Below are 15,174 nucleotides of genomic sequence, written 5' to 3' on the forward strand. Positions count from 1 at the left end.
TTTCATCCGAGGTTGTCGTGCGCGCGTGCAGGGCGCCGTCATGCAGGCGGGGCCGCGTGCCGCGGCGCATCGCCGGGACCGGGCGGCCGCGCGTCGAATTCGCACGGGGCGTCGACGCGCTGGATGGCGGCCTGCCGCGCGCCGGCGTCGAGCGGCGGCAACGCCACGCGGATCGAACATTGCCACGAGTCGGCGTGCCCCCATTTCACCGTCAGCTTTTCGTCCGGTCCCGCGACGCGCGCATAAATCTGGCCGCCCTGCGACACCACGCCGACGTTGTTGCCGCGCGCGTCGAATACCGGCGCGCCGAACGGCAATTCCCGGCCGGTCGGCGTCGACGCATGAATCAGCAGCGCACGCCCCTTCACGGTCGGGTAGCGCAGCATCACGACGGCGCCCTGACGCGGCGCTACCTGCAGGCTCGTCGTCTGCAGCTCGACGTCGGCGGGCAGGCCGCGCGGGTCGATCTCGATCTGGTTGACCCGGTACGGATTCAGGTACGGCACGACCGCGTAGCCGCGCCCGTCGAGCGCGACGCCGCCGTATCCGACCACCCTGGCGCCACCCGCCGCCGGCGCCGCGACGACGGCAACCGTGTCGGCCGCATAGGGGGACGCCGTTATGCCACCCGGATGCGCGACGATCGCGCCGCTCAATCCTACCGAGCCCGACCCGTAGCGATCGCCCTTGGCGAACGCGCCCTGAACCGTCGTGTACGGCGTGCGGTACTGGCCGGACACGCTGCCCGAATACGTCGCACCCGCGTCGCGCGACGCGGAAACCGAATAGCTGCCCTGGTTCTGCGTACCGACGAAGCCGCTCGCCGTCATCATCGACGTGACCCCGCGCACGCTGTCGTGCGCGACGTTCGCACTTGCGCGCGGCGCTTGTGCCGAGCGACCGAGCGGCAGCGACACGGTCAGCATGTACTGCGTATCGACGTCGCCGCCGATCGCGCGGGCGCGGTTGACCGAGATGCTGTAGTCGACGACGCGGAAACGGTTGCTGTAGCCGATCTGGAATTGCGTGTCGGTGCCGCGGCGCTCCCAGTAATTCTGCGTGTACGCGCTCACGAACAACTGGCCGCCGTTGTCGCCGAATCGCTGCGAGGCGGTGACCGATACCCGGTTGCGCGCGCGCCAGAGCGGCTGTGCAGCGAGGCCTGTCGCGTTGCGCCTGGCGTTGTCGACGTAGGCGAGCGCGTTGTCGAGATCGAGATAGCCGGACGACGAGAAGCGATACGCGGCCACCGACAGGTTGCTGTTCGTCGCTTCCAGCGTCTTGCTGTACGTGATGCGCACGCTCGCGCCGCTTGCCCGCCGGCCGTTCGACGACGTGAATGCGCCCGACACGTCGAGCGCCATCGCGCCGATCGGCGTGTTGAACGCACCGCCGACGAGCAGGTTCTGGTAGTCCTCGTTCGCGAGCACGCCGCCATACAGCGTCAGCAGGTTGGACACGCCACGCGCGTAGGTCGCCTGCACGATGTGCGGCGTATACGACAGATTCCTCTTGCGCACCACGCCCGCGACGAAACCGAACCGGTTCATGCCGGGCCGCAGCGATTGCACGACCGATGCGTACGGCACCTTGAATACCCGCTCGCTGCCGTCCGATTCGGTGACGGTCACGTCGAGATCGCCGCCGTAACCGGTCGGATAGAGGTCGTCGATCACGAACTGGCCGGGCGGCACGGTCGTTTCGTAGATGACCGCGCCGCTCTGGCGCACGGTCACACGCGCATTCGAATTCGCGATACCGCGAACGACCGGTGCATAGCCGCGACGGGAATCGGGCCACATGCGATCGTCGTTGGCGATCTGCACGCCGCGAAACGGAAACGTATCGAACAGCTCGCCGGACGTGTTCGCGTCGCCGAGCCTGACGCGCGCCTTGAGCGCCGTCAGGTCGCGTTGAACGTAGGTGTTCGCGATGCTGTAGTGCTGGCCGCCGCGATTCTGCCAGTTCAGCGCGCCGTCGTGACGGAAGTACCATCCGCCCGCATTGATGCCGGCGTTCAGTCCGACGTATGCCGCACTGTCGCTCCGGCCGTTCGCGACGTTTCCGTAGAGATTCGCGCTGTAGCTGACGAATCCCGCGGTCACGCCGCTGTCCCACATCGACGGATCGACGTAGCCGCGGGCCGTGCGGCGCAACAGCGCTTGCGGGACATGGATGTCGAGGCGCGCCGAGCCGGCGTCGAACGACGCCGACGCGCCCGGCAGCAGCGAATCGAACGATTCGCACGCGGCGGGATCGGCGAGCGGCGCGAGCGCTTCGGGCGCGATCCGGCTCGTATCCGCGTTGATCCTGTCGAGCATGCGGCGGCTGAAGCACACTTGCGGGCCGTTTGCGCCCGATTCGCGCACGGTGACGTCGTCGCGGCCGAGCAGCGCCCCGTTCAGGTACACGTCGGCCCGGTATTCGCCGGGCCAGACCGGGTTGCCCTTCTCGAAACGGGACAGGTCGATTCCGCTGTCCGGCGACGTCAGCACGAAGTCCGGGTCGAACTGCAGCGTCCGGGACGGCAGCCCGTCCCCCCGGCCCGGCCCGCCGATCCGGGGCTGCGGATCGGCGGGCGCAAGCTCGCTCGCCGCTGCGCCGAGCGGCAGCGCCGACCAGGCGAGCAACGCCGTCGCGTACGAGCGCCGGAGCACGAGCGCCGGCCGACCGGTGCGCGGACCGGATGCGGGATGGATGCATTTCATGGGCTTCGTTTCGAATGCTCGAATTGGACGGATCGCTGACGTGCCGCGGGCTCGGTCTGAATCCGACCCGCGTCGCCCGGCAACGCGCGCAGGCGGCTCGAATGCCGAGGTCGAATCAAGGCGTGGCCTCGAGCACCGCCGGCCATTTCACGTCGGTGCCGAAGTCGTTGATCGTCGAATAGTCGAGCTTTGTGCCGGCCGGGAGGCTCGGCAGCGGCATGTTCAGCGCAAACAGACGGTCGGCAGCGGGCGCGATCATCGCGCCGTCGTCGATCGTGTACGTGCGGCCGTCGTGCACGACTTGCGCCGACAGCACGGTGACGTTGAACGGCGACGAATTGGTCGCGCGCAGCAGATGGCCTTTGCCGCCGTCCGGCGCGGGCGCGAGTGACCATTTCACGCCTTTGGCCGCCTCGACCGCCCCATCGGCGTCGAGGCCGGCCGGCCGGAAGAACACCTTGATTCGCGAACGGAACGCGAGCTGCAGCATGGTCGTCGACGGCTGATCGGCGGTTTTCGGCGGAATGTCGAGTACGTTCAGCCAGAACACGGATTCCCGGTCTTGCGGCAGCGGATCGCCGGTATAGACGATCCGCAACGTCTGTCCCTTGCCCGGATCGACGCGAAAGATCGGCGGCATCAACACGAAAGGCACCTTGGCCGTGCCCGGGCGCGAGCGCGGGTCGCCGTCGTCGAGCCATGCCTGCACGAGCGCCGGATCGGTGCCGACGTTGTCGATCTTGGCGGTGATCTCCCGATCGCTGGCCGGATAGACGAGGCGCGTGCCGGAAATGATCACGCCCGCGATGCCGTGCTGTACGGTGCAGGCCAGCACGACGCATACGCAGATCGGCAACCGGCGGAAGAGAAACGAGAGGAGCGAGTACATCGTTCGATGAAGAGGGAAGGGGAAGGCCGCGCGACGGGACGCTTCCCCGGAGCGGCGGTACCGCAGGCCGGAATGGCCCGCGTCGCGCGAGTCGTCGATGCCGGCCGTACGAGACGGCCGGCATGACGGCTTACAGATAGTCGATCGAATACGTGACCGACGTGCTTACACTGCCGGCCGTCGCCGCGCCGAGCGAGTAGTACTGCGCGCCATAGACCATCGAGGCTGCGTTGTTGACGAGGTCGACCGGACGACCGTTGCGCTGGCTGACGTCACCGGCCTTCAGCGCTTTGCCGTCCATGTCGAGAAGCTGCACGGCGACGTTGGTCGCGGCGTTGGTCAGTGCGCGGTTGTAGAGCGTGCCGTCCCCGCCGTTGACGTTCGGGCCGGCCTCGAAGAACGCGCGCACCGATTTGCCCGCGTTCGTACAGTTGCTGAGCGCGATGGTGAAGTTCGTCGCACCCGTTACCGCGCCCTTCGACGCCAGCGAAGCTGCGCCCACGCTCGGAAGCTGGACCGTACCGTTGTTGTCGGCATCGTTGACCTTGATGGTGCAGCTGGCGCCGCTCAGCGCACCCGTGATGTTCACGGTGCCGTCGTATGCATGCGCCGCGAGCGGCATGAACGACATCGCCGACGCCGTTGCTGAGGCCAATAGAATTTTCTTCATCATGATCCGGTATCCTTTTTAATCGCTCAAAAATTCCCACCGGGCACGCAAGCGTGTCGGGAGGGATAAAATTAACTTGCTCGATTCGTTCCGACTATCGCAATCCATCCAAAAACGGCTCCCGTTCACGATCCCGTTGGCCGATGCGGGCCGCGGGGTCGAGTGGCGTGCCGAAGCGACCGAAGCAATCGGCACGCATGTCGTCCGGATGGCGAGTCGTCGCACCGAACGCTTGCCTATCGGCCGGTCGGGCGAGCCGCGGCGGCGAGGACGGCGAGGACCGACACAGTCGCCGCGGCCGCGATTGCGACGCCTGTCGCGAAGACGACCTTGCCGAGCGTCTCGACGGCGCCCGTCTGGGTGTTGTCCGAAGGAAACGGATTGACCCAGGGTTCGCGCGGCGCGGCCGGCTTGAACAGGCTGTTGATCCAGTCGGCGATGGCGCCGCCCGAAACGGTCGCGAGTTCCATCTTGCTGATTTCACGCATGATTCACCTTCTGACGAAATCGGATTGGCATGGCCGGCATCGCGTCGCGCGTGCCGGCCCGTGCTATGACGGCAGCAGGCGCCGCCGGAACGGCGCCCCCGCCTCGCATTACTTCGGTGCCGGCAGGTTCGGGTCGAACAGGCCTTCCATCACGCGGTTGAAGACCTTGAGCGTCTGCTGTGCCCCATTGACCCAGCCGTAGATCTTGCCGCCGACCAGGCCCAGGCCGGCGCCGACGAGCAGGCCGACACCGGCGCTGAGGATGCCTGCGCCCAGGATGCCGCCGGTGCTGCCGCCGGTTGCGGCCCCCTTGAAGCCGCCGGCAACCAGACCTGCAACGCCGCCCAGCACCCCCGCCCCCAGGTTGCCGAAAAGGCCGCCGCTTACTTCATTCAATTCCATCGTGGTCAACTCGCGCATTTGAAGTTCTCCCTACAGTTACGCACTGCCGATCGTCGAAAGCCGGATCGGCATCGGCTCTCCCGTCGCGCATCGCGCGCGACGGGCACTCCACTTGCGGCGGCGCTAGGCGACCGCCGGATCGAACCGCGCGTCGACGCCCATTTCGCGTGCGCTGCCTCGCGCGAGCTCGACGACGCGATCCGCGCTCCGGATCGTCTCCGGCCGGTGCGCGATGATGATCCGCGTGATGTTCATCGCGCGCACCGCATCGTTGATCAGCCGCTCGCGTTCGACGTCGAGATGGCTGGTCGCCTCGTCGAGCACGAGAATCGCGGGTTTCCGGTAAAACGCGCGGGCGAGCAGCACGCGCTGGCACTGGCCGCCTGACAGCGACGAACCCATGTCGCCGACGAGGCTCTGATAGCCCATCGGCATCGCCGCGATGTCGTCGTGGATCTGTGCGAGCCGCGCGGCTTCCTCGATGCGCGCCTGGTCGGGCTGCGGATCGAAGAAGCCGATGTTGTCGGCGATCGAGCCGGCGAACAGGATGTCGTCCTGCATCACGCAGCCGATCAGCTCGCGGTGCTGATGGAGCCCGAGTTTGCGGATGTCGATGCCGTCGACGCGCACGCTGCCGTGCTCGGGCGTCAGCAGGCCGAGCAGCACCTTCGCCATCGTGGTCTTGCCCTGGCCCGACGGGCCGACGAGCGCGACCGATTCGCCCGGCGCGATCGAGAACGAGCAGCCGTCGAGCACCCACGGTTCGGTCTCCGTGTAGCGAAAGCGCACGTCGCGCACGTCGATCGCGGGCGCCGCCGCGTGGCCGCCCGCCGCCGGCGCGCGCGCGGCCTTCGCTTCCATGTCGGATTCGGCGTCGGTCAGCACGATATCGGCGAGCCGCTCGCCGTGCAGCCGCAGCATCCGGAAATCGATCACCGTGCCGATCAGGCCCGCGCCGCGCGCCATGAACTGATCGGCAAAGCTGACGAACGCGACCAGCATCCCCGCCGAGAACTGCCCGTCGATCACCTGTTTCGCGGCCAGCCACACGAGCGCCACGCGGCCCGCGCCGGAGATCACGCCCTGCAGCGTCGAGAAGCCGATCGACAACCGCTGGATCACGACGTTCTTGTTGGTGGTCTCGACCACGGCATTCGCATAGGTCGCCACGCGCGCCTCCTGCTTGTTCGCGAGCTTGATCGCCTGCACGCCGCGGATCGACTCGAGCAGGTTCGATTCCGCGCGGGCCGCGTACACGATGTGTTCCTCGTTCGCCTGCCGGAACGGCCGGTACGCAAGCCAGCGGATCGCGCCGTACGCGGCGAACAGCCCGAGCACGAGCCACGTGAGCGTCGGGCTGTAGACGAACAGCATCGCGAGCGTGACGATTGCCATCGCGCCGTCGAGCAGCGCGCCGACGAATTGCGTCGTGAGCGTGCCCTGGATCGTGCCGATCGCGCCGAACCGCGACACGACGTCGCCGATGTGGCGCTGCTCGAAGTACGTCATCGGCAGCCTGAACAGATGCGAGCAGACGTTCGCCGTCCACTGCACCCCGAGCAGGCTCGAGAACCACGTGACGACCCACGAGCGCAGCGCCGCGACCGCGTTCTGGAACAGCACGACGAGCAGGAAGCCGATGCCGAGCAGCGTCAGCAGGTCGGCGTCGGCCGACACGAGTACCTGGTCCATCACCCACTGCATGTAGAACGGCGTGACGATGCCGAACACCTCGAGCGCGACCGACAGCAGCAGCACCTGCGCGAACGCCGCGCGGATGCCGGTGACGCCGCCGATGAGCGTCGCCATCGAGATCGATTCGCGCTCGCGCGCCCGCGCGAACGACGGCGACGGCATCAGCTCCAGCGCGACGCCCGTGAAGTGGTCGGACACCTCGGCAAGCGGCACGTCGCGCACGCCGCGCGCTGGATCGTGGATCGTGATCCCGCTGCGCGACACCGACTTCAGCACGACGAAATGATTCATGTCCCAGTGCAGGATGCACGGGCGCCGCAGCTTGCCGAGCTCGTCGAGTTCGAGCCGCAGCGCGCGCGACGCGAGGCCGAGCCGGTAGGCCATCAGCATCACGTCGTTGAGCGTCGCCCCTTTCAGCGACGGGCTGAAGCGTCTGCGCAGGCTGACGAGGTCGAGATCGCGGCCGTGATAGCTCGCGATCATCCCGACGCACGCGAGCCCGCACTCGGCCGCCTGCGTCTGCAGCATCACGGGCAGACGACGGCGCCAGCCGAATTGCAGGGCATCCATCCATTTCATCGTTCAACGGGCTCCATAGCGAATCGAATGCGCGGGGCGTTCATGCCGACGCGCGGCGGCCGAGCGCGTACAGCGGCTCGAGCACCCACTCGATCAGCCGGCGCTGGTCGATCAGCACGTCGGCCTCGAGCGCCATCCCGGGGCGCAGCGTTTCGCGCCTGCCGTACGCGACGATGTCCTGGCGATCGAGCGCGACGACCACGCGGTACAGCTGCTCGGGCACGTTGGTGCGCCCGGTGAGGTTCGCGACTTCCTGAGGCGACAACGCGGTGCGCGATACGTCGGTCACGCGGCCGAACTGCTGGCCGAATTTCTGGAACGGGTAGGCCTCGTAGCGAAGCACGACGCGCGCGCCGGTACGCACGAAGCCGATCGCGCGGCTCGGCACCATCAATTGCGCCTCGAGCAATGCGCCCTGCGGCAGCAGCGAAACGACCGACTGGCCCGCGTTGACGACCTGCCCCGGTTTCGCGAGCAGCGTCGCGACGACGCTCGCCTGGGGTGCGCGCAGGATCACCGCGCGGCGTGCCTCGTTTTCCGCGATCAACTGGTCGACGTCGGCGAGCTTGCGCTCGATGTCGTTCTGCTGATTGCGGGTATTGAGCGGCAATTCGCGCAGCTGCTGGCGGATCTGGTCGAGCTGCTGCTCGACGTCGAGCCGCTGGCGCGCGAGATCCTGCAGCCGCGCCTGCGCATCGAGCAGCGCGGCTTCCTGCTGCTCGACCTGGCTGTTCGACGCGTAGCCCTGCTCGCGCATCGACTGCAGCTTGCCGAGCTGCCGCAGCGAGAGTTCGGCCTGGCGCGTGCGCTGCGTCTTCTGCAGCGCGATCTGCGCGAGCTGGTCGTTCAGCGCCGCGGCGCGCGCATGCAGCCCGCGTTTCGCTTCGCCGCTCAGTTGCGACTGGCTCGCGAGATCGGTCTCGAGGCGCGCACGCTGAAGATCCAGCTGCTCGCGGACCCGCTCGCGCGTGCCGCCGAGCTCGGTCGCGACTTCGGCCGACACGGCCATCAGCTCGGCGCCGGCCGCGACGGTCTGTCCCTCGCGCACGCGCGTGTCGATCACCGTGCCCGTCAGCGGCGGCATGACGGCCAGCAGCCCTTTCGCGGGCAGCAGCTGGCCGGCGACGCGCTCGCGCTTCGTGTAGGTGCCGAGCACGAAGAACGCGACGACCGCAAGCGCTGCGGCCGTCGCGACACCGATCGTCAGCCAGCGCCACGGCGGCGAATACAGGCTGACCGTGCCCATCAGCTTGTGCTTGGTCGCGTCGAGCGCTTCCTGACGGAACAGCGAATCAGTCATGTGTCGCTACCGGTGAGACCGAATGGAGGGAGACGGAATCGCGCATGGTCAGCCTGCCGGGCGGCATGCAATCGCGGCGACGTCCGCTTCGCCGAGCGTGCCGAGCGCGGCCGACAGCTGCAGTCGCGCGCGCAGATAGCGATAGCGCGCGTCCGCAAGATCGCGGATCGCCTCGAAATAGCGCTGCTGCGCGTTGAGTTCGTCAATCTGCGTGCGCAGCCCGACTTCGCGGCCCAGGTGGGTCGACTTCACCTTGCTGTCGGCCGACGCGAGAGCGCGTTCTTGCGCGCGGATCAGCGCGGCGCCGTTGGTGATGCCGAGATACGCGGCACGGGCGTGCTCGCGGGCCTTGCGGCGCGCATCCTCGAGCGCGTCGCGTGCCTGCTCGCGCCGCCGGTAGGCTTCGCGGCTCGCCGACAGCGGGCCGCCGCCAGCGAACAGCGGGATCGTGACCGTCACGCCGATCATCGACGAACGGGTTTTCGACGTCGTGCCGAACACCGTGTCGAGCCCGTTCTCGTTGGCGCCGCGGCTCCAGTTCGTGCCATAGCTCGCCTGCAGGTTCACGACCGGCAGGTGCGCGCCCGTCGCGGCGACGACGTCGGCCTGTGTCTGCTCGGCCAGCTTCTCGGCGATCCGCACCTCGACGTTCTCGAGCGCGGCTTCATCCATTGCGGTCGCGAGATCGACTGGCGGCGTCGGCGGCGTGCACTGCCATGCGACCGGCGCAAGCGTATCCGCCGCGAGGCCCGTGAGCCGCCGCAGCGTGCCGCTCGCGATTTCGAGATCGTTCTGCGCGCTGACCTTGCGCGCGAGCGCTTCGTCGAGGTTCGCGCGCGCCTCGTCCACGTCGGTGCGCGTGCCATCGCCGATCCGCAGCGCTGCCTGCGCCTGGTCGAGTTGCTTATGGAATGCCTGCTGGGCGGTTTCGGCGGCCTGCAACACTTCGCGTCCGAACAGGACGTCGAAATAGGCGCTGGCGACATCGGTGATCAGGGTTTGCGACGCCTTCTCGTACTCGATGTCCGCCTGGTCGGCAAGCGTGCCGCCGCGCTTGAAATCGGCGACGCGGGATACATCGAACAGCGGCTGTGTGACGGTTACGGAAGCGCTGTGACGGCGGACCGCTGCCGCATACGCCGCGGTGGGCTGGTCCTGCTTCGTGTAGTTGCCAGTGAGTTCCGCGCGCGGCAGCAGTCCGGCGAGACCCTGCCAGCGTTTCTCGCGACCGGCGAGCTGCGCGTTGCGAGCCGCGCCGATGCCCGCATCGAAGCGCCGCGCCGCGTTCACCGCGTCGAGCAGGTCGGCCGCGTGCACCGGCCATGCGGCGCCGAGCCAGCCGAGAACGGCCACCAGCCGGAAGGATCGTGTCGAAATCATCTGCCTGTACGCACCGCCGCATGTCGGTCGCGAGAACCGCGGCGAGGTTACGCCGCAAAGCAGAGGATTATTCAGTCATGCGTGACGGCACGATATCGTCGTTTGTCCAATTTTCGGCTCGTACTGGCAGGGGCGCGAAGGGCGGAATGCGACGGAGCACCGAGCGGGGATAGCGGCACGCCGCACGAAGCACAGGCAAGCGCCCCGCGACAAAGGAGAACGCTGAGGAAGTCCGGTCGGAGCGAAATGCCGCCATCAGCCAACAAATCGACAGTTTGACGAGCCTCGCCAGTTGCGACGGCAGCACTAGTGTTCCCATGTTGGTGGCCGTCAATGCCCCGCCTGTTTTCGGCAGGCCGCGACATCGGAAAAAATTGGATGTTTCGCTATAGGTTCGATGTTTATTTAGGACTATTTTTCGAACAATTTCATTGGTGAAATTTTGCCTAGATATTTCCCTTTGAATGAACGGTGAATTGTAATGGAAGACTGTCTTGATAACCGCGTGATTCGCACGATCTCGCGCGGCCCGGTGCTCGTCTCGGTACTTCTGGCTTGGGCTCTCACATACGTCGGCGGCATTTTTTTCTGGGTTGGCCAATTTGTATTCGAACTTCCATTTGGCCCCTCCTCCGGTGCGCTGCCTGAAATAGTGAAGTACGACCTATTGACTCGCCTGTTTGTCGGCTCACTCGTTGCTCCAATAGTGGAAACATTTCTATTCCAGTGGCTTCCCATTCGGTTGATTCGCCGCACATTCGGAGCGAGTGTTTGGTCAGCCATTGGTACTTCAACTCTTGTGTTCAGTGCAACGCACGGCTACAGCATCCTGTACGTGGCAGTCGCTTTATGGGGCGGGCTGATTTTCGCAACGGTCTTCGTGCTGCGTGATTACCCCGGCGGCCGCCCCTTTTTGGTCGTCGCCACCGCCCATGCCGCCCGCAACATGCTGGCAAGTATCCTCATCTGACGCGAACGAATCGTTCCCGGGTCAATCGGGAGAATCGTCGCCAATTGGCCGGATGAATAGGCCCTGAATCCAAATCGGCCGAGGCAGCGCCCGTACCTCGGGACGAATGATCCGCGCGTCAGCGCCAGCCGAGCAGCACACGCCCCATCGCATCCAGCCCCATGTCGAACAGGTGCGACACGAACGGCACGAGGTTCGGCACCATCAGCTGCACGAGCAGCAGCCCGACGAGCATCGTCACCGGAAAGCCGACCTGGAACACGCCGATCTGCGGCGCCGCGCGGTTCAGGATGCCGAGCGCGAGGTTCGCGATCAAGAGCGCCGCGACCACCGGCAGCGCGAGCAGCAGCCCCATCTCGAACACGGTCGCGCCGAACGCGGCGAGCGTGCGCCAGCCGGGCGCGTGCAGCAGGTCGGCCGACACCGGCAGCGACTGGAACGATGCGGCGAGCGCGGCGAACACCTGCAGGTGGCCGTCCACCGCGAGGAACGCGAGCATCGCGACCGCGTTCAGGAAGCGCCCCATCACGGGCGTCGCGCCGCTCGTGTGCGGATCGAAGAAGGTCGCGAAGCCGAGGCCCATCGACAGCCCGATGAAGTCGCCGGCCGCCTCGACGGCCGCGAACACGAGCTGCATCGTGAAACCCATCGCGACGCCGATCAGGAACTGCGTGACGACAATCCAGATGCCCTGCGCGGAGAACACGGTGACGTCCGGCATCGCGCCGAGCGTCGGCGCGACGACCAGCGCCATGAATGCGGCGACGCCGATCTTCACGCGCACGGGTACCGCCGCGTGACCGACGACGGGCGCCGTCGCGACGAGCGCGAGCATCCGCACGAACGGCCACAGGAAGGCGGTGAGCCAGCCGTTGAGCTGCGCGTAGGTAACCGAGAACATCGCCGCCGGGTGGTGCGCGCGGCTCAGCCGGCGCCGAGCGTCGCGACGTGCAGCAGCGTCTGCCGCAGGTAGTCGAGCATCGTCGTCAGCATCCACGGACCGGCAATCACGAGCGTCGCGGCGACCGCGAGCAGCTTCGGGATGAACGACAGCGTCGCCTCGTTGATCTGCGTCGCGGCCTGGAACAGGCTCACGACGAGGCCGACCGCGAGCGCGACCAGCAGCAGCGGGGCCGCGAGGAGCAGGCCGACCATCATCGCCTGGTGCGCGAGGGTCATCACTTGTTCGGGCGTCATCGCGCGTGTTCCTCCGCTGCTTACGTGAAGCTCTGCGCGAGCGAGCCGATCAGCAATTGCCAGCCGTCGACCAGCACGAACAGCATCAGCTTGAACGGCAGCGACACGGTGGACGGCGACACCATCATCATCCCCATCGACATCAGCACGCTCGCGACGACCATGTCGATGATCAGGAACGGGATGAAGACCGTGAAGCCGATCTGGAAACCCGTCTTCAGCTCGCTCGTGACGAACGCCGGCACCAGCAGCGACAGCGGCACGTCCTCGGGCCCCTGCATCGGCGCCGCCTTCGAGATCTTCGCGAACAGCGCGAGATCGGTCTCGCGGGTCTGCTTCAGCATGAAGGTCTTGAACGGCGCGACGCCGCGCTGCACGGCCTGCTCCATCGGCATCGTGCCGTCGGAGAACGGCTTGTAGCCGTCGTTGTACGCACGGTCGAGCACCGGCGACATCACGAAGAAGGTGAGGAACATCGCGAGGCCGACGAGCACCTGGTTCGGCGGCGTCGTCGCGGTGCCGAGCGCCTGTCGCAGCAGCGACAGCACGATGATGATGCGCGTGAAGCTCGTCATCATCAACACCATCGCCGGCAGGAACGACAGCATCGTGAGCAGCAGCATCGTCTGCACGCTCAGCGAATAGGTGGTGCCGCCGTGCGGGCCCGGGCTCGCGTTGAACGCGGGCAGGCCGTTCGCCTGCGCGTATGCGAGCGCGGGAGCGACGCAGAGGATCAGCACGGGCGCGAAGCGCGCCGCGCGACGCAGGAATTCGTGTTTCATCGGAATGCGGGAACGGAAAGAGGGCGCAGCGCCATGTCAGCGGTCCTTGCCGCGACCGAGCCGCTTCGCGGCTTCGCCCGCGAGCGCGTCGCGAAACCGCGAACCGAACGTGCCGGGCAGGCCGCCTTCGGACGAGGCGGCGCCGGCGGGCACGTCGGCCGAACCCGATGCCGCGGCGGCGGTTGCCGCCGCCGGGCCGGCCGGCAGCGTATGCAGCAGCCGAACGTTGCCCGGCGCGACGCCGAGCACGAGCCAGGTGTCGCCGATCTCGACGATCGTCGCGCTTTCCTTGGCGCCGAGCCCGACGCTCGACACGACCTTCAGCGGGCCGCCGCGCCGTGCGGGCTGGAAGCCGAAGCGGCGCGCGAGCCACGCGCACGCGAATACGAGACCGATCACGACCGCGAGCCCGACGAGCGTCTGCAACACCGCGCCGATGCCGAGCGACGGCGCGGCCGAGCCGACCGTCACGCTCGACGCGATCGAACCGGCGTTATTCACCGCGTTCATGTCGGCGGCGCCGGCCGGCGCGCTGGCGAGCGACACGGAAAGCGAAGCGGCGACGGCAAGCGCCGCCGCGATCGCGATGCGCGCGCGGCGGCCGGGCTTCGCGACGTTCATCGATTCAGCTTCCGGATGCGTTCGGCCGGGGTGATGATGTCGGTCAGGCGGATGCCGAACTTGTCGTTGACGACCACCACCTCGCCCTGCGCGATCAGGCAGCCGTTCACGAGCACGTCCATCGGCTCGCCCGCCATGCCGTCCAGCTCGACCACCGAGCCCTGCGCGAGCTGCAGCAGGTTGCGGATCGCGATCTTCGTGCGGCCGAGCTCCACGGTCATCTTGACCGGGATGTCGAGGATCATCTCGATGTCGTTGTGCGTCGAGCTCGCCGCGGCCTTCGACAGCGGCTGGAACACGCCGGCGCCCGTCGCGCCCGGCTGCACCGGCTGATGGTTCTGCTCGGCAAGCGCGGCGGCCCAGTCGTCCAGCCCCTGCTCCTCTTCCGCAGCGGCCGGTGCCGCCTGCGTGTCGGCGGCCGATGCCGCGAGGGCCGCATCGGCGATGGCTTGCACGTCGTCCTCGGGCGTCTGGTTCAGCTCACTCATATCCACCTTCCTTCATCGTATCGCCCGCGCTGATCATCTTCTGCACGCGCAACGCATATTGACCATTGAAAATTCCGTAGCCGCACTCCATCACCGGCACGCCGTCGACCTTCGCGGTGATCGTGTCGGCGATTTCCAGCGGCAGCACGTCGCCCGCGCGCAGGTTCAGGATCTTCTCGAACGTCGACGGGATCTCGGCGAGATTCGCGCACAGCTCGACTTCGGCGGCCTGCACCTGCTGCGACAGCACGCGCACCCAGCGGCGGTCGACTTCGAGCGCCTCGCCCTGGATCGGCGAGCTGAGCACGTCGCGGATCGGCTCGACCATCGAGTACGGCATGCAGATGTGCAGCGTGCCGCCCGTCGGCCCGAACTCGATCGAGAACTGCGTGACGATCACGATCTCGTTCGGCGTCGCGACGTTCGCGAACTGCGTGTGCATCTCCGAGCGCACGAATTCGAACTGCAGCGGCCGCACGCTCTTCCACGCGGTCGCGTAGTGCTCGAACACGAGGTTCAGCAGCTTGCCGATGATCCGCTGCTCGGTGGCCGTGAAATCGCGGCCTTCGACACGCGTGTGAAAGCGCCCGTCGCCGCCGAACAGGTTGTCGACGACGAAGAACACGAGGTTCGGGTCGAACACGAACAGCGACGTGCCGCGCAGCGGCTTCACGTGCACGAGGTTCAGGTTCGTCGGGATCGGCAGGTTGCGGGTGAACTCGCTGTACTTCTGCACCTTCACCTGGCTCACGGAAATTTCCGCCGTGCGCCGCATGAAGTTGAAGATGCCGATCCGCAGCAGCCGCGCGAAGCGGTCGTTGATGATCTCGAGGCCGGGCATCCGGCCGCGGACGATCCGCTCCTGCGTCGCGATGTTGTAGGGGCGGACGCCCGATGTGTCGCGCAGCTCGTCGACTGAATCGGTTTCGCCCGTGACGCCCTTGAGGAGGGCATCGACCTCCTCCTGGGACATGAACTCCTGGTGGCCCATGCGCGCTCCTTTCG

15 protein-coding genes are annotated in these 15,174 nt (G+C 67.2%); 1 reads left to right on the plus strand and 14 read right to left on the minus strand.

Annotated elements, in window-relative coordinates; translation table 11 throughout:
• Positions 1-38 precede the first annotated feature (38 nt).
• From FPJ27_RS19355 to FPJ27_RS19390, 8 genes are all read right to left on the minus strand, one after another.
• Entirely contained in the window at positions 39-2,708 is a 2,670-nt protein-coding gene (locus FPJ27_RS19355) for a fimbria/pilus outer membrane usher protein (RefSeq protein ID WP_204425186.1), read from the minus strand.
• Between the two features lie 115 nt (positions 2,709-2,823).
• Positions 2,824-3,597 carry a fimbria/pilus periplasmic chaperone gene (locus FPJ27_RS19360; RefSeq protein WP_204425188.1) on the minus strand — a complete coding sequence of 258 codons (774 nt, stop codon included), beginning with the start codon at positions 3,595-3,597 and terminating at the stop codon, positions 2,824-2,826.
• A gap of 130 nt (positions 3,598-3,727) precedes the next feature.
• Complete coding sequence (locus FPJ27_RS19365) at positions 3,728-4,270, minus strand: fimbrial protein (RefSeq protein WP_239483359.1); 543 nt, start codon at positions 4,268-4,270, stop codon at positions 3,728-3,730.
• A 233-nt stretch (positions 4,271-4,503) separates the two neighbouring features.
• On the minus strand, positions 4,504-4,755 hold the full coding sequence (locus FPJ27_RS19370; protein ID WP_072442569.1) for a hypothetical protein: 252 nt from the start codon (positions 4,753-4,755) through the stop codon (positions 4,504-4,506).
• A gap of 108 nt (positions 4,756-4,863) precedes the next feature.
• Positions 4,864-5,175 carry a hypothetical protein gene (locus FPJ27_RS19375; RefSeq protein WP_072442571.1) on the minus strand — a complete coding sequence of 104 codons (312 nt, stop codon included), beginning with the start codon at positions 5,173-5,175 and terminating at the stop codon, positions 4,864-4,866.
• 105 nt (positions 5,176-5,280) lie between these two features.
• A complete protein-coding gene (locus FPJ27_RS19380) occupies positions 5,281-7,422 on the minus strand; it encodes a peptidase domain-containing ABC transporter (protein ID WP_239483360.1) in 2,142 nt (713 codons plus the stop codon).
• 49 nt (positions 7,423-7,471) lie between these two features.
• Positions 7,472-8,731, minus strand: coding sequence for an HlyD family efflux transporter periplasmic adaptor subunit (locus FPJ27_RS19385; RefSeq protein ID WP_204425193.1), 1,260 nt, complete (start codon positions 8,729-8,731; stop codon positions 7,472-7,474).
• A gap of 48 nt (positions 8,732-8,779) precedes the next feature.
• On the minus strand, positions 8,780-10,111 hold the full coding sequence (locus FPJ27_RS19390) for a TolC family outer membrane protein (RefSeq protein ID WP_204425195.1): 1,332 nt from the start codon (positions 10,109-10,111) through the stop codon (positions 8,780-8,782).
• Between the two features lie 481 nt (positions 10,112-10,592).
• On the opposite strand from FPJ27_RS19390, the gene FPJ27_RS19395 reads away from it, so the two are divergent.
• Entirely contained in the window at positions 10,593-11,081 is a 489-nt protein-coding gene (locus FPJ27_RS19395) for a CPBP family glutamic-type intramembrane protease (RefSeq protein WP_204425204.1), read from the plus strand.
• 118 nt (positions 11,082-11,199) lie between these two features.
• On the opposite strand, the gene fliR is transcribed toward FPJ27_RS19395, so the two are convergent.
• The 6 genes from fliR to fliM are packed head-to-tail and all read right to left on the minus strand — an operon-like array spanning position 11,200 to position 15,160.
• Positions 11,200-11,982 carry a flagellar biosynthetic protein FliR gene (fliR, locus tag FPJ27_RS19400; RefSeq protein ID WP_072442581.1) on the minus strand — a complete coding sequence of 261 codons (783 nt, stop codon included), beginning with the start codon at positions 11,980-11,982 and terminating at the stop codon, positions 11,200-11,202.
• Between the two features lie 23 nt (positions 11,983-12,005).
• Complete coding sequence (gene fliQ / locus FPJ27_RS19405; protein WP_006401718.1) at positions 12,006-12,278, minus strand: flagellar biosynthesis protein FliQ; 273 nt, start codon at positions 12,276-12,278, stop codon at positions 12,006-12,008.
• A gap of 20 nt (positions 12,279-12,298) precedes the next feature.
• Positions 12,299-13,060, minus strand: coding sequence for a flagellar type III secretion system pore protein FliP (gene fliP, locus FPJ27_RS19410; protein ID WP_072442583.1), 762 nt, complete (start codon positions 13,058-13,060; stop codon positions 12,299-12,301).
• A 36-nt stretch (positions 13,061-13,096) separates the two neighbouring features.
• Complete coding sequence (gene fliO, locus FPJ27_RS19415; RefSeq protein ID WP_204425206.1) at positions 13,097-13,681, minus strand: flagellar biosynthetic protein FliO; 585 nt, start codon at positions 13,679-13,681, stop codon at positions 13,097-13,099.
• A complete protein-coding gene (gene fliN, locus FPJ27_RS19420) occupies positions 13,678-14,169 on the minus strand; it encodes a flagellar motor switch protein FliN (protein WP_204425208.1) in 492 nt (163 codons plus the stop codon). Before fliN ends, fliO begins: the two co-directional genes overlap by 4 nt.
• Positions 14,162-15,160 carry a flagellar motor switch protein FliM gene (gene fliM / locus FPJ27_RS19425; RefSeq protein ID WP_204425210.1) on the minus strand — a complete coding sequence of 333 codons (999 nt, stop codon included), beginning with the start codon at positions 15,158-15,160 and terminating at the stop codon, positions 14,162-14,164. The genes fliN and fliM overlap by 8 nt, the downstream gene beginning before the upstream one ends.
• Between the last annotated feature and the right edge of the window lie 14 nt (positions 15,161-15,174).

The sequence above is a fragment of the Burkholderia sp. MS455 genome, from assembly GCF_016899445.1.
GTDB classification, from domain to species: domain Bacteria; phylum Pseudomonadota; class Gammaproteobacteria; order Burkholderiales; family Burkholderiaceae; genus Burkholderia; species Burkholderia pyrrocinia_C.

Coding starts and splice junctions, on each gene's coding strand:
- FPJ27_RS19355 (WP_204425186.1), bottom strand. CDS start 2,708: ATGAAATGCATCCATCCCGCATCCGGTCCGCGCACCGGTCGGCCGGCG.
- FPJ27_RS19360 (WP_204425188.1), bottom strand. CDS start 3,597: ATGTACTCGCTCCTCTCGTTTCTCTTCCGCCGGTTGCCGATCTGCGTA.
- FPJ27_RS19365 (WP_239483359.1), bottom strand. CDS start 4,270: ATGATGAAGAAAATTCTATTGGCCTCAGCAACGGCGTCGGCGATGTCG.
- FPJ27_RS19370 (WP_072442569.1), bottom strand. CDS start 4,755: ATGCGTGAAATCAGCAAGATGGAACTCGCGACCGTTTCGGGCGGCGCC.
- FPJ27_RS19375 (WP_072442571.1), bottom strand. CDS start 5,175: ATGCGCGAGTTGACCACGATGGAATTGAATGAAGTAAGCGGCGGCCTT.
- FPJ27_RS19380 (WP_239483360.1), bottom strand. CDS start 7,422: ATGGATGCCCTGCAATTCGGCTGGCGCCGTCGTCTGCCCGTGATGCTG.
- FPJ27_RS19385 (WP_204425193.1), bottom strand. CDS start 8,731: ATGACTGATTCGCTGTTCCGTCAGGAAGCGCTCGACGCGACCAAGCAC.
- FPJ27_RS19390 (WP_204425195.1), bottom strand. CDS start 10,111: ATGATTTCGACACGATCCTTCCGGCTGGTGGCCGTTCTCGGCTGGCTC.
- FPJ27_RS19395 (WP_204425204.1), top strand. CDS start 10,593: ATGGAAGACTGTCTTGATAACCGCGTGATTCGCACGATCTCGCGCGGC.
- fliR (WP_072442581.1), bottom strand. CDS start 11,982: ATGTTCTCGGTTACCTACGCGCAGCTCAACGGCTGGCTCACCGCCTTC.
- fliQ (WP_006401718.1), bottom strand. CDS start 12,278: ATGACGCCCGAACAAGTGATGACCCTCGCGCACCAGGCGATGATGGTC.
- fliP (WP_072442583.1), bottom strand. CDS start 13,060: ATGAAACACGAATTCCTGCGTCGCGCGGCGCGCTTCGCGCCCGTGCTG.
- fliO (WP_204425206.1), bottom strand. CDS start 13,681: ATGAACGTCGCGAAGCCCGGCCGCCGCGCGCGCATCGCGATCGCGGCG.
- fliN (WP_204425208.1), bottom strand. CDS start 14,169: ATGAGTGAGCTGAACCAGACGCCCGAGGACGACGTGCAAGCCATCGCC.
- fliM (WP_204425210.1), bottom strand. CDS start 15,160: ATGGGCCACCAGGAGTTCATGTCCCAGGAGGAGGTCGATGCCCTCCTC.